Genomic DNA, 15,633 nt, shown 5'->3' with positions numbered 1-15,633 from the left:
GCACCCGGCTGTCCGGGGAAACCCGCAGCACATCGGCCGTCGCCTGGGCGCCGTTCCCGTCGGGAGCTGCATATCCATCAGCACCACCCGCGGCCGCACCGCGGCGGCCCGCCGGACCGCGGCCGCGGGGGGCGCCGGGGGGGGCCCCCCCCCCCCCCCCGCCCCCCCGCGGGGACGGGCCCCCCCCCCGCCCCGCCCGCCCCACCCTACCCGGTGTTGATGTTATCGGCCCCCCTTTGCGCCCCCCCCGGCGGGGGGGCCCGCCCCCCCGGGGCCCCCGGGCCCCGGGAGGTGCGGGAAGAGCGGAACGGTGCAGTAGATGATCGAGGATCCATTGGGCACACGTGACCGAGCAACGCCACTGCGCGTCCTGAGCCGCAGCGACCTGGCCGATGTGCCGGTGGCCCCGGCCGAGGTGGTCCGCGCCGTGGAGGAGGCCTATATCGCGTTGGCCGCGGGAGATTCGGACAACCCACGCAAACTCAGCGTCGCCAACCCGGACGGCTGGTCGGTGGCCTACGCCATGCTGGGCCGCGACGGCCGGCGCCGGGTGGTCGCGATGAAATCGTCGTACAAATTCGATCCCGGCCACGACCGGACCACCAAGCGCTACTTCACGACCATCACGCTCTACGACGACACCACGGGCGCCCCCATCGCCATGATGGACTGCGCCCGCGTCGGCGCCCTGCGCACCCCGGCGGTGTCCGCGCTGCTCGTGCGGGAAACACTGAGCCGGGACGCCGATTCGGTACTGCTGATCGGGACCGGCACCCAGGGCCGCAACGCGCTGCCGCATCTGCTGGCCGCCAATCCGCAACTGCGCAAACTGATGCTGTTCGGCACCCATCCCGAGGGCATCGAAGCGGTCCACCGGCAGCTCGCCGAGTATGCGCCGCATGCACTGCTGGAAACGGTGGACGACCCCTACGCAGCGGCGCGGACAGCGGATGTCGTACTGGCCACGGCCGGGCCGGGTACCGAGGTCGCGATCGAATCCGAGCATCTGAAACCGGGGGCCGTGGTGGTGCTGGTGGGTTACGGTCTCGCCCCCTCCACGCTGAGCGATGCCGACCGGGTGATCGCCACCAGCGCCGAGCAGATGGCCTTGACCGGCACCGATATGGCCGACGAGAACGGTGTGCTACGCCCGGTGGACGCCGAACTACCGCAGATCCTGAGCCGGCGCGCGGTCGCCCGCCGCCGCGCCGACGAACGGATCTTCGTCTACAACAGCGGTCTGGTGCTGACCGATATCGCGGTGGCCCACGCGCTGGCCGAACGCGCCATCGCCGAGGGACGCGGCACGGAGGTCGCGCTATGGGATTGACTGGAGCCGATGCCCCCGCGGGAGCCGGCCCCGGTTCCCGCGGGGAGCACGCCGGCACGGTGGCCGCAACGCTGCCCGCGCACCGTGATCCCTGGGAAGAGCAGGTGCTCGCGGATCCGCACCTGCTGGCGGATATCGCGTTCGCGGTCGGCGGGCCCTTCCATATGATGTATCCGGCCCGGGTGGTGGAGAACATCCGAGGCTTCCAGCAGGTTTTCGCCGCCGCCGGCGTTTCCGGGGCGATCTTCTACGGGAAGAAGGCGAACAAGGCGGCGTGCGTCACCCGGGCCTGCGCGACCGCGGGGGCCGGAGTCGACGTATCCAGTACCGGCGAACTCGTCGCTGCACTGGCGCAGGGTGTCCGCGGTGCGGATCTGCTGGTCACCGGGCCCGAAAAGGCCGATGAATTGCATTGGCTCGCCGCCCGGCACGGATGTCTGGTCGCCGTGGACAGCGTGTGCGAGTTGAAACGTCTTTCCGCCCTTGATATTCCGGTACGAGTATTGCTGCGGGTACTGCCGGCGGCTTCGGCCAGCCGGTTCGGAATGTCGGCGGACGAACTCGACCAGGCAATCGCCGCGGCGGCCGAATACCCGTCGATCACCCTGCAGGGCTTCAGTTTCCATCTGTCCGGATACGATCCGATACCCCGTGCCGAATTGGCAGTTCAATTGCTGGATCGTATTCACGCGGCCCGCGCACAGGGCCATCCGGCCACCACCATTTCCGTCGGCGGTGGATTCGGGGTGGACTACGTACCCGCCGAACACTGGGCCGCTTTCCGCGACGAAGCCAACCGCCGGTGGTTCCATTCCGGAAAAGCGTTCGAATCGTATTATCCGTATTCCTTTCCCGAAGCCGGCCCGGCCATGCTGGCCGCGATTCTGCAACGCGACGACCTGGCCCGGCGGCTCCGGCAGACCGGCACCACCCTGGCGGTCGAACCGGGCCGGGCATTGCTCGACCGGGCGGGCAGCACCGTGTTCGGCGTCCAGGGTCACAAGACGCGCCACGAGCACGGGCAGCCGTATCGGGTACTGACGGTGGACGGTTCCAGCCTGAGCCTGTCCGAACAATGGTTCGACAGCGAATACCTGCCCGATCCGGTGCTCTGGCCCACCACTGCCGGAACACCCACACCCACCGTCGTCGGTGCCGCCACCTGCCTCGAATCGGACATGCTCAGCTGGCGGCGGATCCCGCTGCCGCGTGCCGCGGAAACCGGTGACCTGCTGATCTACCCGAATACCGCCGGATATCAGATGGATTCCAACGAATCCCCCTTCCACGAATTACCCATTCCCCCGAAGGTGGTGCTTTCGCAGGCGCCGGGCGGCCGGTTCCGCTGGGCTCTCGATCGACCCTGACAGCCCCTTCCCATCCTGACGGTGAGGCCGCCGGCCCAGGCCGCTTCGCACCGACCGCTATCGACGCCCAGGAGTTCTGCCATGCCCCTCGTCACCCGCGTGACGGACCTGATCGGCCGCACCCCGCTCTTCGAATTGGCGACCACCCCCTCCGGTAGCCGCCTGCTGCTCAAACTCGAACAATTCAATCCGACGGGTGCCGCCAAGATACGGATGGCGCGGGAAATGGTGCTGGATGCGGAACGCCGGGGTTTTCTCGGCACGGGCGGGCATATCATCGAATCCACGTCCGGAAATACCGGGCTCGGCCTGGCGGTGGTGGCCGCCGAACGCGGCTACCGTTTCACCGCGGTGGTCGATCATCACGCGAGCAGGGACAAATTGCGGGCCATGCGGGCCATGGGTGCCGATCTGGTCTTCGTCGCCGACGACGGTGACGACACCTTGGCCACCTCCGCCCGCGAAGATCACGCCGAGGCCATGGCGGCCGGGCTACCCGACGCGTATTTCACCGAACAGCACAACAACGATGCCAACGCGGTGGGCTATTACGCAGTGGCCGAGGAATTACTGGACGAGGTGGACCGGGTGGATATCCTGCTGTCCGCGGTCGGCACCGGGGGTTCCTTATTCGGTACGGCGACCCGATTACGGCAGTTGGGCTGTGTACCGCGCGTCATCGGTGTGGAACCGGTCGGTTCGATCGCGTTCGGCGGCCCCGGCGGCCCTTACTGGCAGTCCGGCACCGGCACCCCGCCCGGCGCCACCATCGGCACCGCCGTCGACTACGACCTGCTCGACGAGGGAGTCAAGGTCTCGGATCGGGACGCCTTCGCCACCTGCCGCGCGGTATCCCGGCAGCTCGGACTGATGCTGGGCGGTTCGGCGGGTGGCTCCGTCTATGCGGGGCTGACCAGGCTCGACGAGTTCCCGGCCGGTTCCACCGTGGTCACCATCGTGTGCGACGGCGGCGAAAAATACCTCGATACGGTATTCGACGACGACTGGATGGCCGGACACGATCTGCTCGACACCGCCGCCGAACGCGAGGTGCACGCCCTGTTGACCCGTTATGCTCCCGCGGGCCGTGGTAAACAGCCGGTGGACGCGACCGTACTCGGCGATTCCGGCACCGGTGATTCCGCTACCGCACGGCTGGACGAGCACACCCACGACGAGCACGACGATACGGAGGATTCGGACACCATGGTGCGGGCCCGGTGATCAGCACACCACTCTCGCGATATCGCCCCGACAGCCGCCGGGCGGGCGGCCCCGGCCTCCGGCGGTTCGCCGCCCCGGATTTCCGGCGGCTCGCCGCCCTGGCCACGCCGATCGCCCTGACCCAGCTCGCGCAGGTCGCGGTTTCCACCACCAATATCGCCCTGATGGGCAGTCTCGGTGTGCAGGCTGTGGCGGCCGGTGGGCTGGCGCTGGTGCTGTTCAACCAGATCCGGACCATGTGCGTCGGGTTGATCACCGGCAGCGGTAACCAGATCGCCGCGGCCGTGGGCGCCGCCGGGAAACGGGGCACCGATCCCGACCCGGAGATCCGCGATGTGGTGCGGTCGAGTTTCCTGATCGCGACGGCCGCCGGATTACTCGGCGGCGCGATCCTCATCGGCCTGGGCTGGTCGCTGCAATGGCTGGGCCAGGACGCCGGTGTACTCGAGCAGGCCCGGCCGCTGATGGTCGCCTTGGCTCCCGGGCTGCTGCCGTGCCTGTGGTTCCAGGTGCTGCGCCAGTACACCGTCGGTATGCAGCGCCCACAGGCCCTGTTGTTCGTGACCCTCGGTTCCATCGCGGTCAACCTGGTGCTGGCGCTGAGTTTGATCCACGGCTGGGCCGGGCTGCCCGCCCTGGGCCTGACCGGTGTGGGTGTCGCGAGCTCACTGGTCTTCCTGCTCATGTTCGTGGCCTTCTGGGCCATGGTGCGCCGGGACCCGCAACTGGGCCGTACCCTGCCGCTGCGCCCGTGGCCGGTGCGCCCGGCGACCGTAGGCGCCGAACTGCGGCTCGGTACGCCCATCGCGCTGACCTACGGCTCCGAAGCGGGGATGTTCTCGGTACTCGCCCTGGTCATGGGTTCTCTGGGGCCGGCCGCGCTGGCGGCGCACAATGTCGTCTACCAGGTGATCTACATCGTCTTCCAGATCGCCATCGGTATCTCGCACGGTGCCTCGATCCTGGTCAGCCACAGTGTGGCCCGCGACGAAACCGCGCACGCCCGCGGCCTGGCCTGGCTGGCGCTGCGGTGCGCCGGGGTGGTCGCGCTGGTCACCGGCCTGGCCTATGTCTTCGTCCCGGAGCTGGTGTTGCGACCGTTCCTCGACCTGGATGATTCGGCGACCCTCGAGGTGGCCAGGTCGCTGCTGCTGATCGGTATCGTGCTGCAGTTCTTCGACGCGGCCCAGAACATCGGCACCGGACTGTTGCGCGGGCTCCAGGCGACGAACGCCGGGTTCCGGTTGTCGGTGGTCGGCTACTGGTTCGTCGGCCTGCCCACGGCGGTGGTGCTGGCCTTCCCCGCCGGGCTCGGCGCCGCGGGAGTGTGGTGGGGGCTGACCGCGGGCCTCGCCGCCACCGCCGCCCTGATGCTGCGCAAATACTTCGCCCTGCTCGACGAGCACGATGCCCTGGTGGCTCCGCGCCACCGGGAAACCGTGAGTTAGGATTGCCTTTCCAAAGTTCGCGGGAAGGAGTGGTGAGGTGCGTATTGTCGTCCTGTTCGGTTCGGAAATGGGCACAGCGGAAAAGGTGGCCGAGGCGATGGCCGAGGAACTGAACGGATCCGAGGTCGCGGTTTTCGATATGTCCGAATTCGACCTCGCCGACCTCGATCCGCAGGCCTTCCACCTCATCGTCTGCTCCACCTACGGCGAGGGCGACCTGCCGACCGGCGCCGAACCCTTCTTCGAAGCCCTCGACGCACACCAACCGGACCTCACCGGCCTCCGCTTCGCCGTCTTCGGCCTCGGCGATTCGGTCTACGACAACACCTTCAACCGCGGCGGGGAGATCGCCGCCGAGAAACTCACCGCACTCGGCGCTGTCCAGAGGGGCGACCACGCTCGTCACGACGCCTCGACCGAGGTCGAACCCGCCGCGATGGGTCGCGAATGGGTGCGCACACTACCTCTCGATCAGCGCCGACTGAGCATGAGCGCGGGTGCGGCGGGGTAACACCGCATACCACAGCCGGCCCGCCCTACCCGTCAATCCTCAGCGTGAGCACGGCTCGAGGACGCCGAGTTACGACTCCGGTGGTGTCCCACCAGCGCTGCGCCCGCAGGCATGAGCGCGGGAGCCGCCCGGCCAGGTCGTGCCCCACTCTCCGCGGGCGCTCGAACACACGCGCCGGCACCCTGGTGGCTCGCCCGAGGGCCTTGCTGACCTCGTTTTCTGAGGCTGCCCTATACCGCGCGTGGGCGTAAACCGTCCGGTTGCACAGGGTTCCGCCCCAGGCTGGGGGCACGGACTTCGCCGACGCGTGTCGGCGCCGGGCTCTAGACTGGTGACCGGTGCGGCGCATCCTCCGCCGCAGCACGTCGATCCAGGAGGGGACGATATGGCCGCCGGAGTCAGTTCCGCCGAAAACCCAGCAACCGACCATCCCGAACTGGAAGCGCTGCCGGAATGGCCGCGGGAAACGATCGCCGTCCTGGTCACCACCGACCCGGCGCCGCATGCGATCCCGGTGTCCTGGCCGGTCCGCGCCGGTGACCGGCGAATCCTGCTGAGCCTCAAGTTCGATCGCGGTTCCCTGGCCCGGCTGCGCGAGCGCCCGCAGGTGGCGCTGCTGATCCTCGGCGGGAACAACGTGGCACTGTGCGCCCGCGGGTCGGCCAAGGTCATCGCCGAGGAGATGCCCGGCGCGGACGACTATGTGGCGGTCCGCCTCGACGTGGACGTTATCGACGATCATCGGCAGTCGGCTTTCGCGGTCGCGCAGGGTATTCAGCGCACCGTCCTGGACGACAGCGAACTACGCGCCCTGGAACACCGGGTGGCGACGCTGCAGTCGTGGGCAGAGAACGAACAGCAGGTCTGATACCGGCGCGGCGGCGCCGTATCGGTCCCCGGTTCGATCCGGGCGACCGGCAGTCCTGACCAGCGCCGTCGGCGCACATCACATCCGGCGCCACCGGTGCCACGGGGAGGAGATCATGAGCGTAAACCTGGCCAAAGGCGGCAATGTCTCGCTGTCCAAACAGGCCCCCAACCTGACCAAAATCGCTGTCGGACTCGGCTGGGATGTGCGCACCACCATGGGCGCCGATTACGACCTCGATGCCAGCGCGCTGGCCACCGGCCCGAATATGAAGGTCCTCTCGGACCAGCATTTCATCTTCTACAACAACCTCCGCTCCCCGGAGGGCAGCATCGAGCACACCGGCGACAACCTCACCGGTGAGGGCGACGGCGACGACGAGGTGATCAATGTCGACCTGGCCAATACGCCCGAGACGATCACCAATATCTTCTTCCCGGTCTCCATCCACGAGGCCGACCAGCGGGGGCAATCCTTCGGCCAGATCCGTAACGCCTATATCCGCGTCGTCGACCTGAACACCGGTTCGGAACTGGCCCGCTACGACCTCTCCGAGGACGCATCGTCGGAAACCGCCATGGTGTTCGGCGAGCTGTACCGTCGGGCAGGTGAGTGGAAGTTCCGGGCGATCGGCCAGGGGTACGCGTCGGGTCTCGCGGGGATTGCCCGCGATTACGGTGTGAACGTCTGAGACCTTCCGGGGAAGACGCTGTCCCGGGCCCGGATGGCCTGCGGGCCGCAGCGGACCGGAGCAGCGCTCGCCTGGCGAGCAGAGAATTCCTGAGCTCCCAGCGAGCTCGGGACTCCGCACTTCAACGGAATGGCCGCTCCAGCATGTAGGTTCGCAGCTTGTTCTTGATCACGATCAGCATCAGGATCAGCGGAACCGCCACTGCGGCAGCAAATACAACCGACCCCGGCAGATACATGCCAGTGAGGGTGAGTCACCGCGATATTCCGGGTCGGCAACGACCCAGGCCCGGAAATCCGAATTCCAGCTGGTGTAACCGATCACCGACGCCGCGACCACCGAACCGAAGTAGGTGAACAAGTGGGCGGCGAAGAATACGATCCGCTGGTTCGGCGTCAGCACGTCCCGGTCGGCACGCCCCGGCAACGGTGGCGCCGGCCGGTATCCCGGCTGCGCCTGTGGAAACTCCGGATTCATCGGTATCCCCCCAGTTCGACTCCGACATCACGGTAGAGCACGCGGCCGGAACACCACAATTCGGTCCGGCAGCGCTGACGACTATCGATTGCCGACGGGCCAGAATCTGTGCCAGTCGCCGGCGTTCAGCGGTAAGCGAGCGCCGCGGGCAGCTTCGGCGGAGTCTTCGGCCCCGCGGATGGTCGCGGCGAATTCCAGGGTGGCTTTGCGTAACTGCTCTTCCGCGCTTTCCGGTCCACCCAGGTGGACGACGCGCAGGTCGTCCGGGATCAGATCGTCCGGTAGCCCCGCCTGGGCGCTGCGGGAGCGTATCTTCTCCGCCAAGGCCAGCGCGGGTTGCGCCATGGCGATACCGTCCAGGCAGGAGCGGCGTGCCTTCTCGGCGGTTTTGCGCTCTTCCCAGGCTTTTTCCTGGGCGGCTACCTTTTCGGTCACCGAGGCGTGCGGGTCGAAACCGGCCGCTGCCGGGTCGGCGAGGTGGGGGCTGCGGTTCACCAGTTTGGCGACCAGTGCGGCGGCGACATCGTCGATGGTGAATTCGCCGGCCGCTTCGGCGATCCGGGAGTGGAACAGCACCTGCAGGAGCAGGTCGCCCAGTTCTTCGCGGATGGTGCCCGGGTCGTTTTCCTGGATGGCGTCGAGGAGTTCGTAGGTCTCCTCGAGCAGGTACGGGCGCAGCGAATCGTGTGTCTGGGTGACCTCCCAGCCGCCGAACCGCCACAGCCGGTCCATCACGTCGACCGCCTCGGACAACCCCGCCGCCACATTCGCCGTCTCCGCTTCGAGAACGCCCGGCACAGGGCGTTCCGGCGGCGACGCGGATTCTGTGGCTCCGGCAGCCGGCGCACCGGGTCGCGTCGAGGCGACAGCGGGCAGCCCCGGCTCCGGTCGTCGCGGCGCGGCGGTGGACCGTTTCGGATCCCGCCCCGCCGCGGACTGCGGCGGATCGGCTGGTTGCCCCGGTTCGAGGGCGGGCCCGCCTGGGTCTCGAGCGGGTGTCATCGCGCTGGACTCACCTCGGTCGCGACGGTGAGGTCCACGGCGCCGGCGGCTTTACCGTCCAGGGCGAGCAGCAGGTCCGCGAGGTACTGCAGCAGCGCGACGTCACGCAACCGGTCGGCGCCGACGCTGTCCTGTACGCGCGGTAGCGGCAGCTGCACCACCCCGCTGGCGGCGCGATAGGAGGCGCTGGGGTAGATCCGCTTGAGCCGCATCTGTTTCGAATCGGGCAGCGAGAGCGGCGAGATCTTGACCGTGGTGCCGGTGACCGCGATCTCGGCGACCCCGTATTCCCGGGCGAGCAGCCGCAGTTTGGCCACCGACACCAGGCGGCCGACTTCCACCGGCAGTGGGCCGTAGCGGTCGACGAGTTCTTCGACCACCGCGGCCAGCGCCGGATCGTCGTGGGCGGCGGCCAGTTTCCGGTACGCCTCCAGGCGCAGGCGGTCGCTGGCGATGTAGTCGGGCGGGATATGCGCATCCACCGGGAGGTCGATGCGGACCTCTTTGGTTTCCTCGGTGGTGATCGGTTTCCCGTCGGCGGCCGCCCGGTAGGCCTCCACGGCCTCGCCGACCAGCCGCACGTACAGGTCGAAACCGACACCGGCCACATGCCCGGATTGTTCGGCGCCGAGTACGTTACCGGCGCCGCGGATCTCGAGGTCCTTCATGGCGACCGCCATACCGGCGCCGAGGTCGGAGTTCTGCGCGATGGTGGCGAGCCGGTCGTAGGCGGTTTCGGTGAGCGGTTTCTCGGCCGGATACAGGAAGTAGGCGTAACCGCGTTCCCGGCTGCGACCCACCCGGCCGCGCAACTGGTGCAGCTGGGAGAGGCCGAGGGTGTCGGCGCGTTCCACGATCAGGGTGTTGGCGTTGGAGATGTCGAGTCCGGTCTCGATGATCGTGGTGCACACCAGCACGTCGTATTCGCGCTGCCAGAATCCTTGGACGGTGCGTTCCAGCGTGTCCTCGTTCATCTGCCCGTGCGCCACCACCACGCGGGCCTCCGGGACCAGTTCGCGGATCCGGCGGGCGGCCTTCTCGATGGACGACACCCGGTTGTGCACATAGAACACCTGGCCGTCGCGCAGCAGTTCGCGGCGGATGGCGGCGGTGACCTGCTTGTCGTTGTAGCCGCCGACATAGGTGAGCACCGGATGGCGTTCTTCGGGCGGGGTGAGGATGGTCGACATCTCCCGGATACCGGCCAGGCTCATCTCCAGCGTGCGCGGGATCGGGGTGGCCGACATGGTGAGTACGTCCACATGGGTGCGCAGGGCCTTGATGTGCTCCTTGTGTTCCACACCGAAGCGCTGTTCCTCGTCGACGATCACCAGGCCGAGGTTCTTCCAGCGCACCCCGGTTTGCAGCAGCCGGTGGGTACCGACGACGATATCGACCTCACCCTCGGCCATCCCGGTGAGCACTTCGCGGGATTCCGCGGGATCGGTGAACCGGGACAGGCCTTTGACGGTGACCGGGAATCCGGCGAGCCGTTCGGTGAAGGTCTGCAGATGCTGCTGGGCGAGCAGGGTGGTCGGCACCAGGACGACCACCTGTTTACCGTCCTGCACCGCCTTGAACGCCGCGCGCACCGCGATCTCGGTTTTGCCGTACCCGACGTCGCCGCAGACCACCCGGTCCATCGGCACCGCTTTCTCCATATCCGCTTTCACATCGGAGATGGCGGTGAGCTGGTCGACGGTTTCGGTGAAGACGAACGCGTCCTCCATCTCGCGCTGCCACGGGGTGTCCGGGCCGAAGGCGTGGCCGGGCGCGGCCTGGCGGGCGGCATACAGCTGCACCAGTTCGCCCGCGATCTCGCGGACGGCCTTACGGGCCTTGCGTTTGGTGTTCGCCCAGTCCGCGCCGCCCAGCTTCGACAGGCTGGGCATCTCCCCACCGACATACCGGGACAGCTGGTCCAGCGATTCCATCGGCACGAACAGCCGGTCGCCGGGCTGGCCGCGTTTACTCGGTGCGTACTCGATCACCAGGTATTCGCGCCGGGCGCCACCGACGGTACGTTCGATCATTTCCACGAACCGGCCGATACCGTGCTGGTCGTGGACGACCATGTCACCGGAGTTCAAGGCCAGCGGGTCCACCTGGTTGCGGCGTTTGGCGGGGAGCCGCTTCCCGTCGCCCGGCGCGGTCACCCGGTTACCGGTGAGATCGGATTCCGCGACCACCACCAGACCGGCGTCGCCGAAGATCACGCCGTCGTGCAGTGAACCGCACAGCACGCCCACCACACCGGGCGCCGGTTCCGCACCGGCCTCCAGTTGCGCGGCGGGCACCTCCGCTTCGCCGAGGCGCTCGAGTGTGCGCTGGGCCGTGCCGTGACCGGCCAGCACCACCACCGCCCGCCCACCGGTCGTGACATGGGCGCGCAGCGATGCGAAGATCGTCGCCACCAGTTCGTCGGAGCCGCGGGCAGTGGGCCCGCTCTGCACCGGCAGCTCGATCTCGGCCGGATCACCGGTCGCCAGCGGGCTCAACGTCCACCAGGGCAGGCCCCGGTCTTCGGCGCTGTCCCGGATCCGGGTGAGCGGGCGATACGCAGACGCCGCCAGGTCCAGGCCGTGCGCGCCCATCGGGGCATCCGCCCCGAACGAGGCCGCCGTCCACGATGCCTCCAGGAACTCCTCACCGGTGCGCATCAGATCTGCGGCGCGGGTGCGGACCTTCTCCGGATCGCATACCAGCAGGTGGGTGCCACTGGGCAACTGTTCGGTGAGCAGGCGCAGTTCACCGGGTTGCAGCACCGGCAGCAGCGCCTCCATCCCCTCGACGGGGATGCCCTCACCCAGTTTGTCGAGCATCTCCACGAGCGCGGCATCCGCGGTATTCGCCGCCGCCACCTCCGCCGCCCGCTCCCGCACCTCGGCAGTGAGCAGCAGTTCCCGGCACGGCGACGCCACCACCGTGGATAGCGAATCCTCACCGAGCGACCGCTGATCGGCCACCGAGAACGCACGCAACTCGGTGATCTCGTCGCCCCAGAACTCCACCCGCACCGGGTGGTCCGCGGTGGGCGGGAAGAGATCGAGGATGCCGCCGCGCACCGCGAACTCCCCGCGCTTACCGACCATATCCACCCGGGTGTAGGCGAATTCCACCAGCCGCGCGACCAGTTCGTCGAAATCGGCTTCGGCGCCGATCCGCAGCACGATCGGCTCGATATCGCCCAGACCGGCCGCCATCGGCTGCATCAGCGAACGCACCGTCGTCACCACGACCCGCAACGGCTCCTGATACACCGGATCGTCGGGGTGGGCCAGCCGGCGCAGCACCTCGAGCCGGCGCCCGACGGTATCGGCGCCCGGCGACAGCCGCTCATGCGGCAGGGTCTCCCACGACGGGAACTGCGCCACCGCGGACCCCAGCATCTCGCTGAGCTCGAGGGTCAGATCATCGGCCTCGCGACCGGTCGCGGTGACCACGACAACCGGCCGGTCGGCGGCAACGGTGGCCGCGACGAACGACCGCGCCGCGCTCGGCGCCACCAACTCGACCGGCGACCGGCCGAGCATCCCGGAAACAGTCCGCAACGCGGTATCGGCACCGGCCGCCGAAGCCAGTCCCGCCAGTGGTGGACGAGGGGCAGACATTCTTCTCTCCTGACCGCGAACGAAGGCGATTCCACCGGGCCAGCCGAGTCTATAGGGGCTGTGACGTGGCGCTGCGTCCGGCGTCGCGGGCGGTGCGAACACGGGATCGGCGCGCGCAGTGGACGCCTGTCACCAGGGGAGACCAAGACTTCCCCTGGAACGAACCACGTGAACGTGACCAACGACGGCGCCGAGTCCAGCGAGGCCCTCAGAGGTTTTGGCCCGTCCATGCGTTAAGCAAGCGCGGCAATTCGCCGCAGGCGCGAGTATCGCGTGCTGAACGCATGGACCAAAGGGGCCAAAACCCCGCGCGCGCCAGCGCGCCGATATCACGGCACGTAGCGGCGGAGGCGGCGGGCGGCGAATTCGCGGAAGTAGGAGACCTTGTCTTCCGGGACGATCGACGGGATCAGGAAGTACCAGGCCCGTTCCATGCGCGATGCCATCTGGTCCATCGATTCGGTGCCGACCGCGACGATATGCATACCGGTGGTGAGGCCGTAGAGCAGCAGGCCGATGGTTTCCGGGTCGAGGTCGGGGAGCAGATCGCCCTGCGTGATTGCCTTCTCGGCGAGCGTCCGGTAGGTCTCGCCCCACATTTTGGCGATATTGTCGCCGTTGGCGCCGCGGTAGTCGCCGATCTGATGGGTCAGTTTGAGCATTGCGCCGACCATCGGATCGTTCATCGATAGATCCGCCACCACGTAGGTGATCCCGATCGCCGCTTCCAGCGCCGGTACCCGGGAATCGAAGAAACCCTTACAGGAGGCGGTGAGCCGCTCCTGCCCCTGATCGACCACGGCGCGGGCCAGTTCTTCCTTGGACCCGAAGTGAAAGTACAAGGCGCCCTTGGTCACATTGGACTGCGCGATGATCTCGCTGAGGCTCGCATTGGCGTAGCCCAAGCGCAGAAAGACATCGGCAGCGCCCGCCAGGACGGAATCGCGGGTTATCTCCGCGCGCGCTTGCCTAGCCATCAGCTCCGCCTGTCATCCCAATAACCAGCCATCCTGAAGTAGACCGACATTGTCGAAGTAGACCGACTTACCGCCCGAACAGCACCCAAAGGATGGGTGAACCGTACCATCCGTGCCGGGTACGGTTCTCGATTCGACGGCCCGCCGGGGTTCGCGGGCAGTTCACGCACGGTTCTCCGAACTGCCCTGCCCGCCCGGCGAGTTCGCCGGACCCGTCCCCGGGACGGCCGGCCATTCCGAGCTCAGCTGCGGATCGGCCTCGAGGTGGCTGAGCCCGTTCCAGCACAGATTGACCAGATGCGCGGCCACCACTTCCTTGGACGGACTGCGCACGTCCAGCCACCAGGTGGCGGTGGTGGCCACCATCCCGACCAGCGCCTGTGCGTACAGACCCGCCAGGCTGGTATCGAAACCGCGGCGATCGAAATCGCCGGCCAGCAGGTGCGCGACCTGGCTGACCGCTTCGTTGAGCAGGCTCGAGTACCGGCCGTCGGTCGAGGAGACGGGCTGGTCGCGCACCAGGATGCGGAAGCCGTCGGTGCGCTGCTCTATATAGGTGAGCAGCGCGAGCGCCACCTGTTCGAGGCGGACCCGGGATCTGTTGTTGGTGAGCGAGGACGTGATCATATCGAGCAACATCGACATCTCGCGGTCGACCACTACCGCGTACAGGCCTTCTTTACCGCCGAAATGCTCGTAGACGACGGGTTTGGAAACCTGGGCGCGCAACGCTATCTCCTCTATCGAGGTGGCGTCGTACCCCCGATCGGCGAACAGTGCCCGCCCGATCTCGATCAACTGCCGGCGCCGCTGGGTACCGGTCATCCGCTGCCGGGCCGGTGGAACCTGCTCGGCGATCTCTTTCGCATCCCCGCCGGCCGGTGACTCCCCGACCGTTCGCGGCTCTCCCGACGACACGTTCCCGCCTCCCTGGTTACCGGGGTCGCCGATACGGCCGGATCCGGGCCAGCGACCAAAACCATCGAGACCAACTGTCTCAGACCTGCCGCGACCCGGGTCACGCGGGCATGCTGTGCGCCCGCCCGGCACGGCGGGAGGGGGCCGGATGACCCGCTCGGCGGATCACCGGCAGCCACGGTTCGACGAAAACCGGGGTGGCATGCGATTATCGTTGCCGTGCCTGGGCACAGCGGCGGGTGACCGACGATCCACCGATGTGACAGTCCGCCGTGGTGTAATGGCAGCACCTCTGATTTTGGTTCAGATAGTTCAGGTTCGAGTCCTGGCGGCGGAGCAAATTGGCGAGAGGTGCCTATTCATGTCCGCCGCAACCTCGCGATCGTGGACCAACCTCGCGATCGTGGACAAGGACTATCGCGCTCGCCGTAACGCCACCGTCTTCCGCCTAGGAATGCCATGTCCAAGACACCGAAGACAGTTCCCTTGGTCGCTGCCGCCCTCACCGCTGCCGCCCTCGCCACCGGACAGGCCTCGGCACAGTCTGCTGTGGAGCCGGGCTCTGCCGGATCGGGTTCGGCGGGAACCGGCTCCGCGTGGCCGGGCTCTGCGGGATCGGGCTCATCACTGACCGCCGTGGGGCCGGGCTCGACACTGGGCCTGTGTTCGATCACAGCGACCGGATACGCGGACGGACAACCGGTCGCACTCACCGCCGGGCACTGCACACTCGGGCTGTTCGGGGTGATCCGGCTACCCGACGTCGACTGGGCCGTGATCCCCTTGTTTCCCGGCACCCCGACCCACAACACCCTCCCGAGCGGTGAGCGGTTGACCGCACTGGGAGCGCCGGACGGCGCCCTGTGCAGGTGGGGGCAGCGGAGCGGCACGCGCTGTGACGGATACACGGGTATTCGAGTGGGCGACTCCGGCGGACCGGTGTACCGGCCGAACGGGGACGGCACCGCAACTCTCGTCGGGATCACGAGTTCGAATGTCCAGTACTCCAGCCTGCCACCGGGGTTTTCTCTGTCGTGACCGCATGCATGCGCCCGAACCCTCCGGCGTCGTGATCGTCGGGCCCGGCCCCCGGCGAGGCTGATACGCTCAGCACCCGTGCAGCGCGACAAGGGGCCGTCATCGAGTGGGTAGCCCTTACCCATGGCGGCCTCTTCGTATGCCCGGGAAATCCCTCGCTCGGTCCCGATC

13 protein-coding genes and 1 tRNA gene are annotated in these 15,633 nt (G+C 67.9%); 9 read left to right on the top strand and 5 right to left on the bottom strand.

Annotated elements, in window-relative coordinates; all coding sequences use genetic code 11:
* Nucleotides 1-319: 319 nt before the first annotated feature.
* The 7 genes from QH196_RS28465 (at nucleotide 320) to QH196_RS28435 (ending at nucleotide 7,439) form a co-directional block, all read left to right on the top strand.
* Nucleotides 320-1,330 carry an ornithine cyclodeaminase family protein gene (locus tag QH196_RS28465; protein ID WP_280418922.1) on the top strand — a complete coding sequence of 337 codons (1,011 nt, stop codon included), beginning with the start codon at nucleotides 320-322 and terminating at the stop codon, nucleotides 1,328-1,330.
* Nucleotides 1,321-2,697, top strand: coding sequence for an alanine racemase (locus tag QH196_RS28460; protein WP_280418921.1), 1,377 nt, complete (start codon nucleotides 1,321-1,323; stop codon nucleotides 2,695-2,697). The genes QH196_RS28465 and QH196_RS28460 overlap by 10 nt, the downstream gene beginning before the upstream one ends.
* Before the next feature lie 81 nt (nucleotides 2,698-2,778).
* Nucleotides 2,779-3,921 carry a PLP-dependent cysteine synthase family protein gene (locus tag QH196_RS28455; protein WP_280418920.1) on the top strand — a complete coding sequence of 381 codons (1,143 nt, stop codon included), beginning with the start codon at nucleotides 2,779-2,781 and terminating at the stop codon, nucleotides 3,919-3,921.
* A 98-nt stretch (nucleotides 3,922-4,019) separates the two neighbouring features.
* Nucleotides 4,020-5,369, top strand: a complete 1,350-nt coding sequence (locus tag QH196_RS28450) for an MATE family efflux transporter (RefSeq protein WP_280418926.1) — start codon at nucleotides 4,020-4,022, stop codon at nucleotides 5,367-5,369.
* A 37-nt stretch (nucleotides 5,370-5,406) separates the two neighbouring features.
* Nucleotides 5,407-5,880, top strand: coding sequence for a flavodoxin domain-containing protein (locus QH196_RS28445; protein ID WP_280418919.1), 474 nt, complete (start codon nucleotides 5,407-5,409; stop codon nucleotides 5,878-5,880).
* A gap of 385 nt (nucleotides 5,881-6,265) precedes the next feature.
* Entirely contained in the window at nucleotides 6,266-6,748 is a 483-nt protein-coding gene (locus QH196_RS28440; RefSeq protein WP_280418918.1) for a pyridoxamine 5'-phosphate oxidase family protein, read from the top strand.
* Nucleotides 6,749-6,863: 115 nt separating this feature from the next.
* On the top strand, nucleotides 6,864-7,439 hold the full coding sequence (locus QH196_RS28435; protein WP_280418917.1) for a TerD family protein: 576 nt from the start codon (nucleotides 6,864-6,866) through the stop codon (nucleotides 7,437-7,439).
* A 186-nt stretch (nucleotides 7,440-7,625) separates the two neighbouring features.
* Here QH196_RS28435 and QH196_RS28430 read toward each other — a convergent pair whose 3' ends face one another.
* From QH196_RS28430 to QH196_RS28410, 5 genes are all read right to left on the bottom strand, one after another.
* A complete protein-coding gene (locus QH196_RS28430) occupies nucleotides 7,626-7,916 on the bottom strand; it encodes a hypothetical protein (RefSeq protein WP_280418916.1) in 291 nt (96 codons plus the stop codon).
* Between the two features lie 81 nt (nucleotides 7,917-7,997).
* Nucleotides 7,998-8,648: a MazG family protein gene (locus tag QH196_RS28425; RefSeq protein WP_280418925.1), complete on the bottom strand. Its 651-nt coding sequence runs from the start codon at nucleotides 8,646-8,648 to the stop codon at nucleotides 7,998-8,000.
* 266 nt (nucleotides 8,649-8,914) lie between these two features.
* The gene (gene mfd, locus QH196_RS28420) at nucleotides 8,915-12,529 is read right to left on the bottom strand and encodes a transcription-repair coupling factor (protein ID WP_280418915.1); all 3,615 of its coding nucleotides are present in this window, start codon (nucleotides 12,527-12,529) and stop codon (nucleotides 8,915-8,917) included.
* 329 nt (nucleotides 12,530-12,858) lie between these two features.
* Nucleotides 12,859-13,506, bottom strand: a complete 648-nt coding sequence (locus QH196_RS28415; RefSeq protein ID WP_033243456.1) for a TetR/AcrR family transcriptional regulator — start codon at nucleotides 13,504-13,506, stop codon at nucleotides 12,859-12,861.
* A gap of 162 nt (nucleotides 13,507-13,668) precedes the next feature.
* Nucleotides 13,669-14,331 (bottom strand): TetR/AcrR family transcriptional regulator, encoded by a 663-nt coding sequence (locus QH196_RS28410; protein WP_280418924.1) that lies wholly within the window; start codon nucleotides 14,329-14,331, stop codon nucleotides 13,669-13,671.
* Between the two features lie 359 nt (nucleotides 14,332-14,690).
* Between QH196_RS28410 and QH196_RS28405 the strand changes: the two genes are divergently transcribed.
* Both QH196_RS28405 and QH196_RS28400 read left to right on the top strand, forming a co-directional pair.
* Nucleotides 14,691-14,761: transfer RNA gene (locus QH196_RS28405), tRNA-Gln, on the top strand.
* A gap of 122 nt (nucleotides 14,762-14,883) precedes the next feature.
* Complete coding sequence (locus tag QH196_RS28400) at nucleotides 14,884-15,462, top strand: hypothetical protein (RefSeq protein WP_280418914.1); 579 nt, start codon at nucleotides 14,884-14,886, stop codon at nucleotides 15,460-15,462.
* Nucleotides 15,463-15,633: the final 171 nt, after the last annotated feature.

This window comes from Nocardia carnea (assembly GCF_029868325.1).
In the GTDB taxonomy this organism is placed as follows: Bacteria; Actinomycetota; Actinomycetes; order Mycobacteriales; family Mycobacteriaceae; genus Nocardia; species Nocardia carnea_C.
Note: the sequence above shows the minus strand (reverse complement) of the source record. Positions and strands in the feature narration are given on the sequence as shown.

What these genes read in the sequence shown, in the direction of transcription:
- QH196_RS28465 (WP_280418922.1), top strand. Translation starts at nt 320, where the DNA reads ATGATCGAGGATCCATTGGGCACACGTGACCGAGCAACGCCACTGCGC.
- QH196_RS28460 (WP_280418921.1), top strand. Translation starts at nt 1,321, where the DNA reads ATGGGATTGACTGGAGCCGATGCCCCCGCGGGAGCCGGCCCCGGTTCC.
- QH196_RS28455 (WP_280418920.1), top strand. Translation starts at nt 2,779, where the DNA reads ATGCCCCTCGTCACCCGCGTGACGGACCTGATCGGCCGCACCCCGCTC.
- QH196_RS28440 (WP_280418918.1), top strand. Translation starts at nt 6,266, where the DNA reads ATGGCCGCCGGAGTCAGTTCCGCCGAAAACCCAGCAACCGACCATCCC.
- QH196_RS28435 (WP_280418917.1), top strand. Translation starts at nt 6,864, where the DNA reads ATGAGCGTAAACCTGGCCAAAGGCGGCAATGTCTCGCTGTCCAAACAG.
- QH196_RS28430 (WP_280418916.1), bottom strand. Translation starts at nt 7,916, where the DNA reads ATGAATCCGGAGTTTCCACAGGCGCAGCCGGGATACCGGCCGGCGCCA.
- QH196_RS28425 (WP_280418925.1), bottom strand. Translation starts at nt 8,648, where the DNA reads ATGGACCGGCTGTGGCGGTTCGGCGGCTGGGAGGTCACCCAGACACAC.
- mfd (WP_280418915.1), bottom strand. Translation starts at nt 12,529, where the DNA reads ATGTCTGCCCCTCGTCCACCACTGGCGGGACTGGCTTCGGCGGCCGGT.
- QH196_RS28415 (WP_033243456.1), bottom strand. Translation starts at nt 13,506, where the DNA reads ATGGCTAGGCAAGCGCGCGCGGAGATAACCCGCGATTCCGTCCTGGCG.
- QH196_RS28410 (WP_280418924.1), bottom strand. Translation starts at nt 14,331, where the DNA reads ATGACCGGTACCCAGCGGCGCCGGCAGTTGATCGAGATCGGGCGGGCA.
- QH196_RS28400 (WP_280418914.1), top strand. Translation starts at nt 14,884, where the DNA reads ATGTCCAAGACACCGAAGACAGTTCCCTTGGTCGCTGCCGCCCTCACC.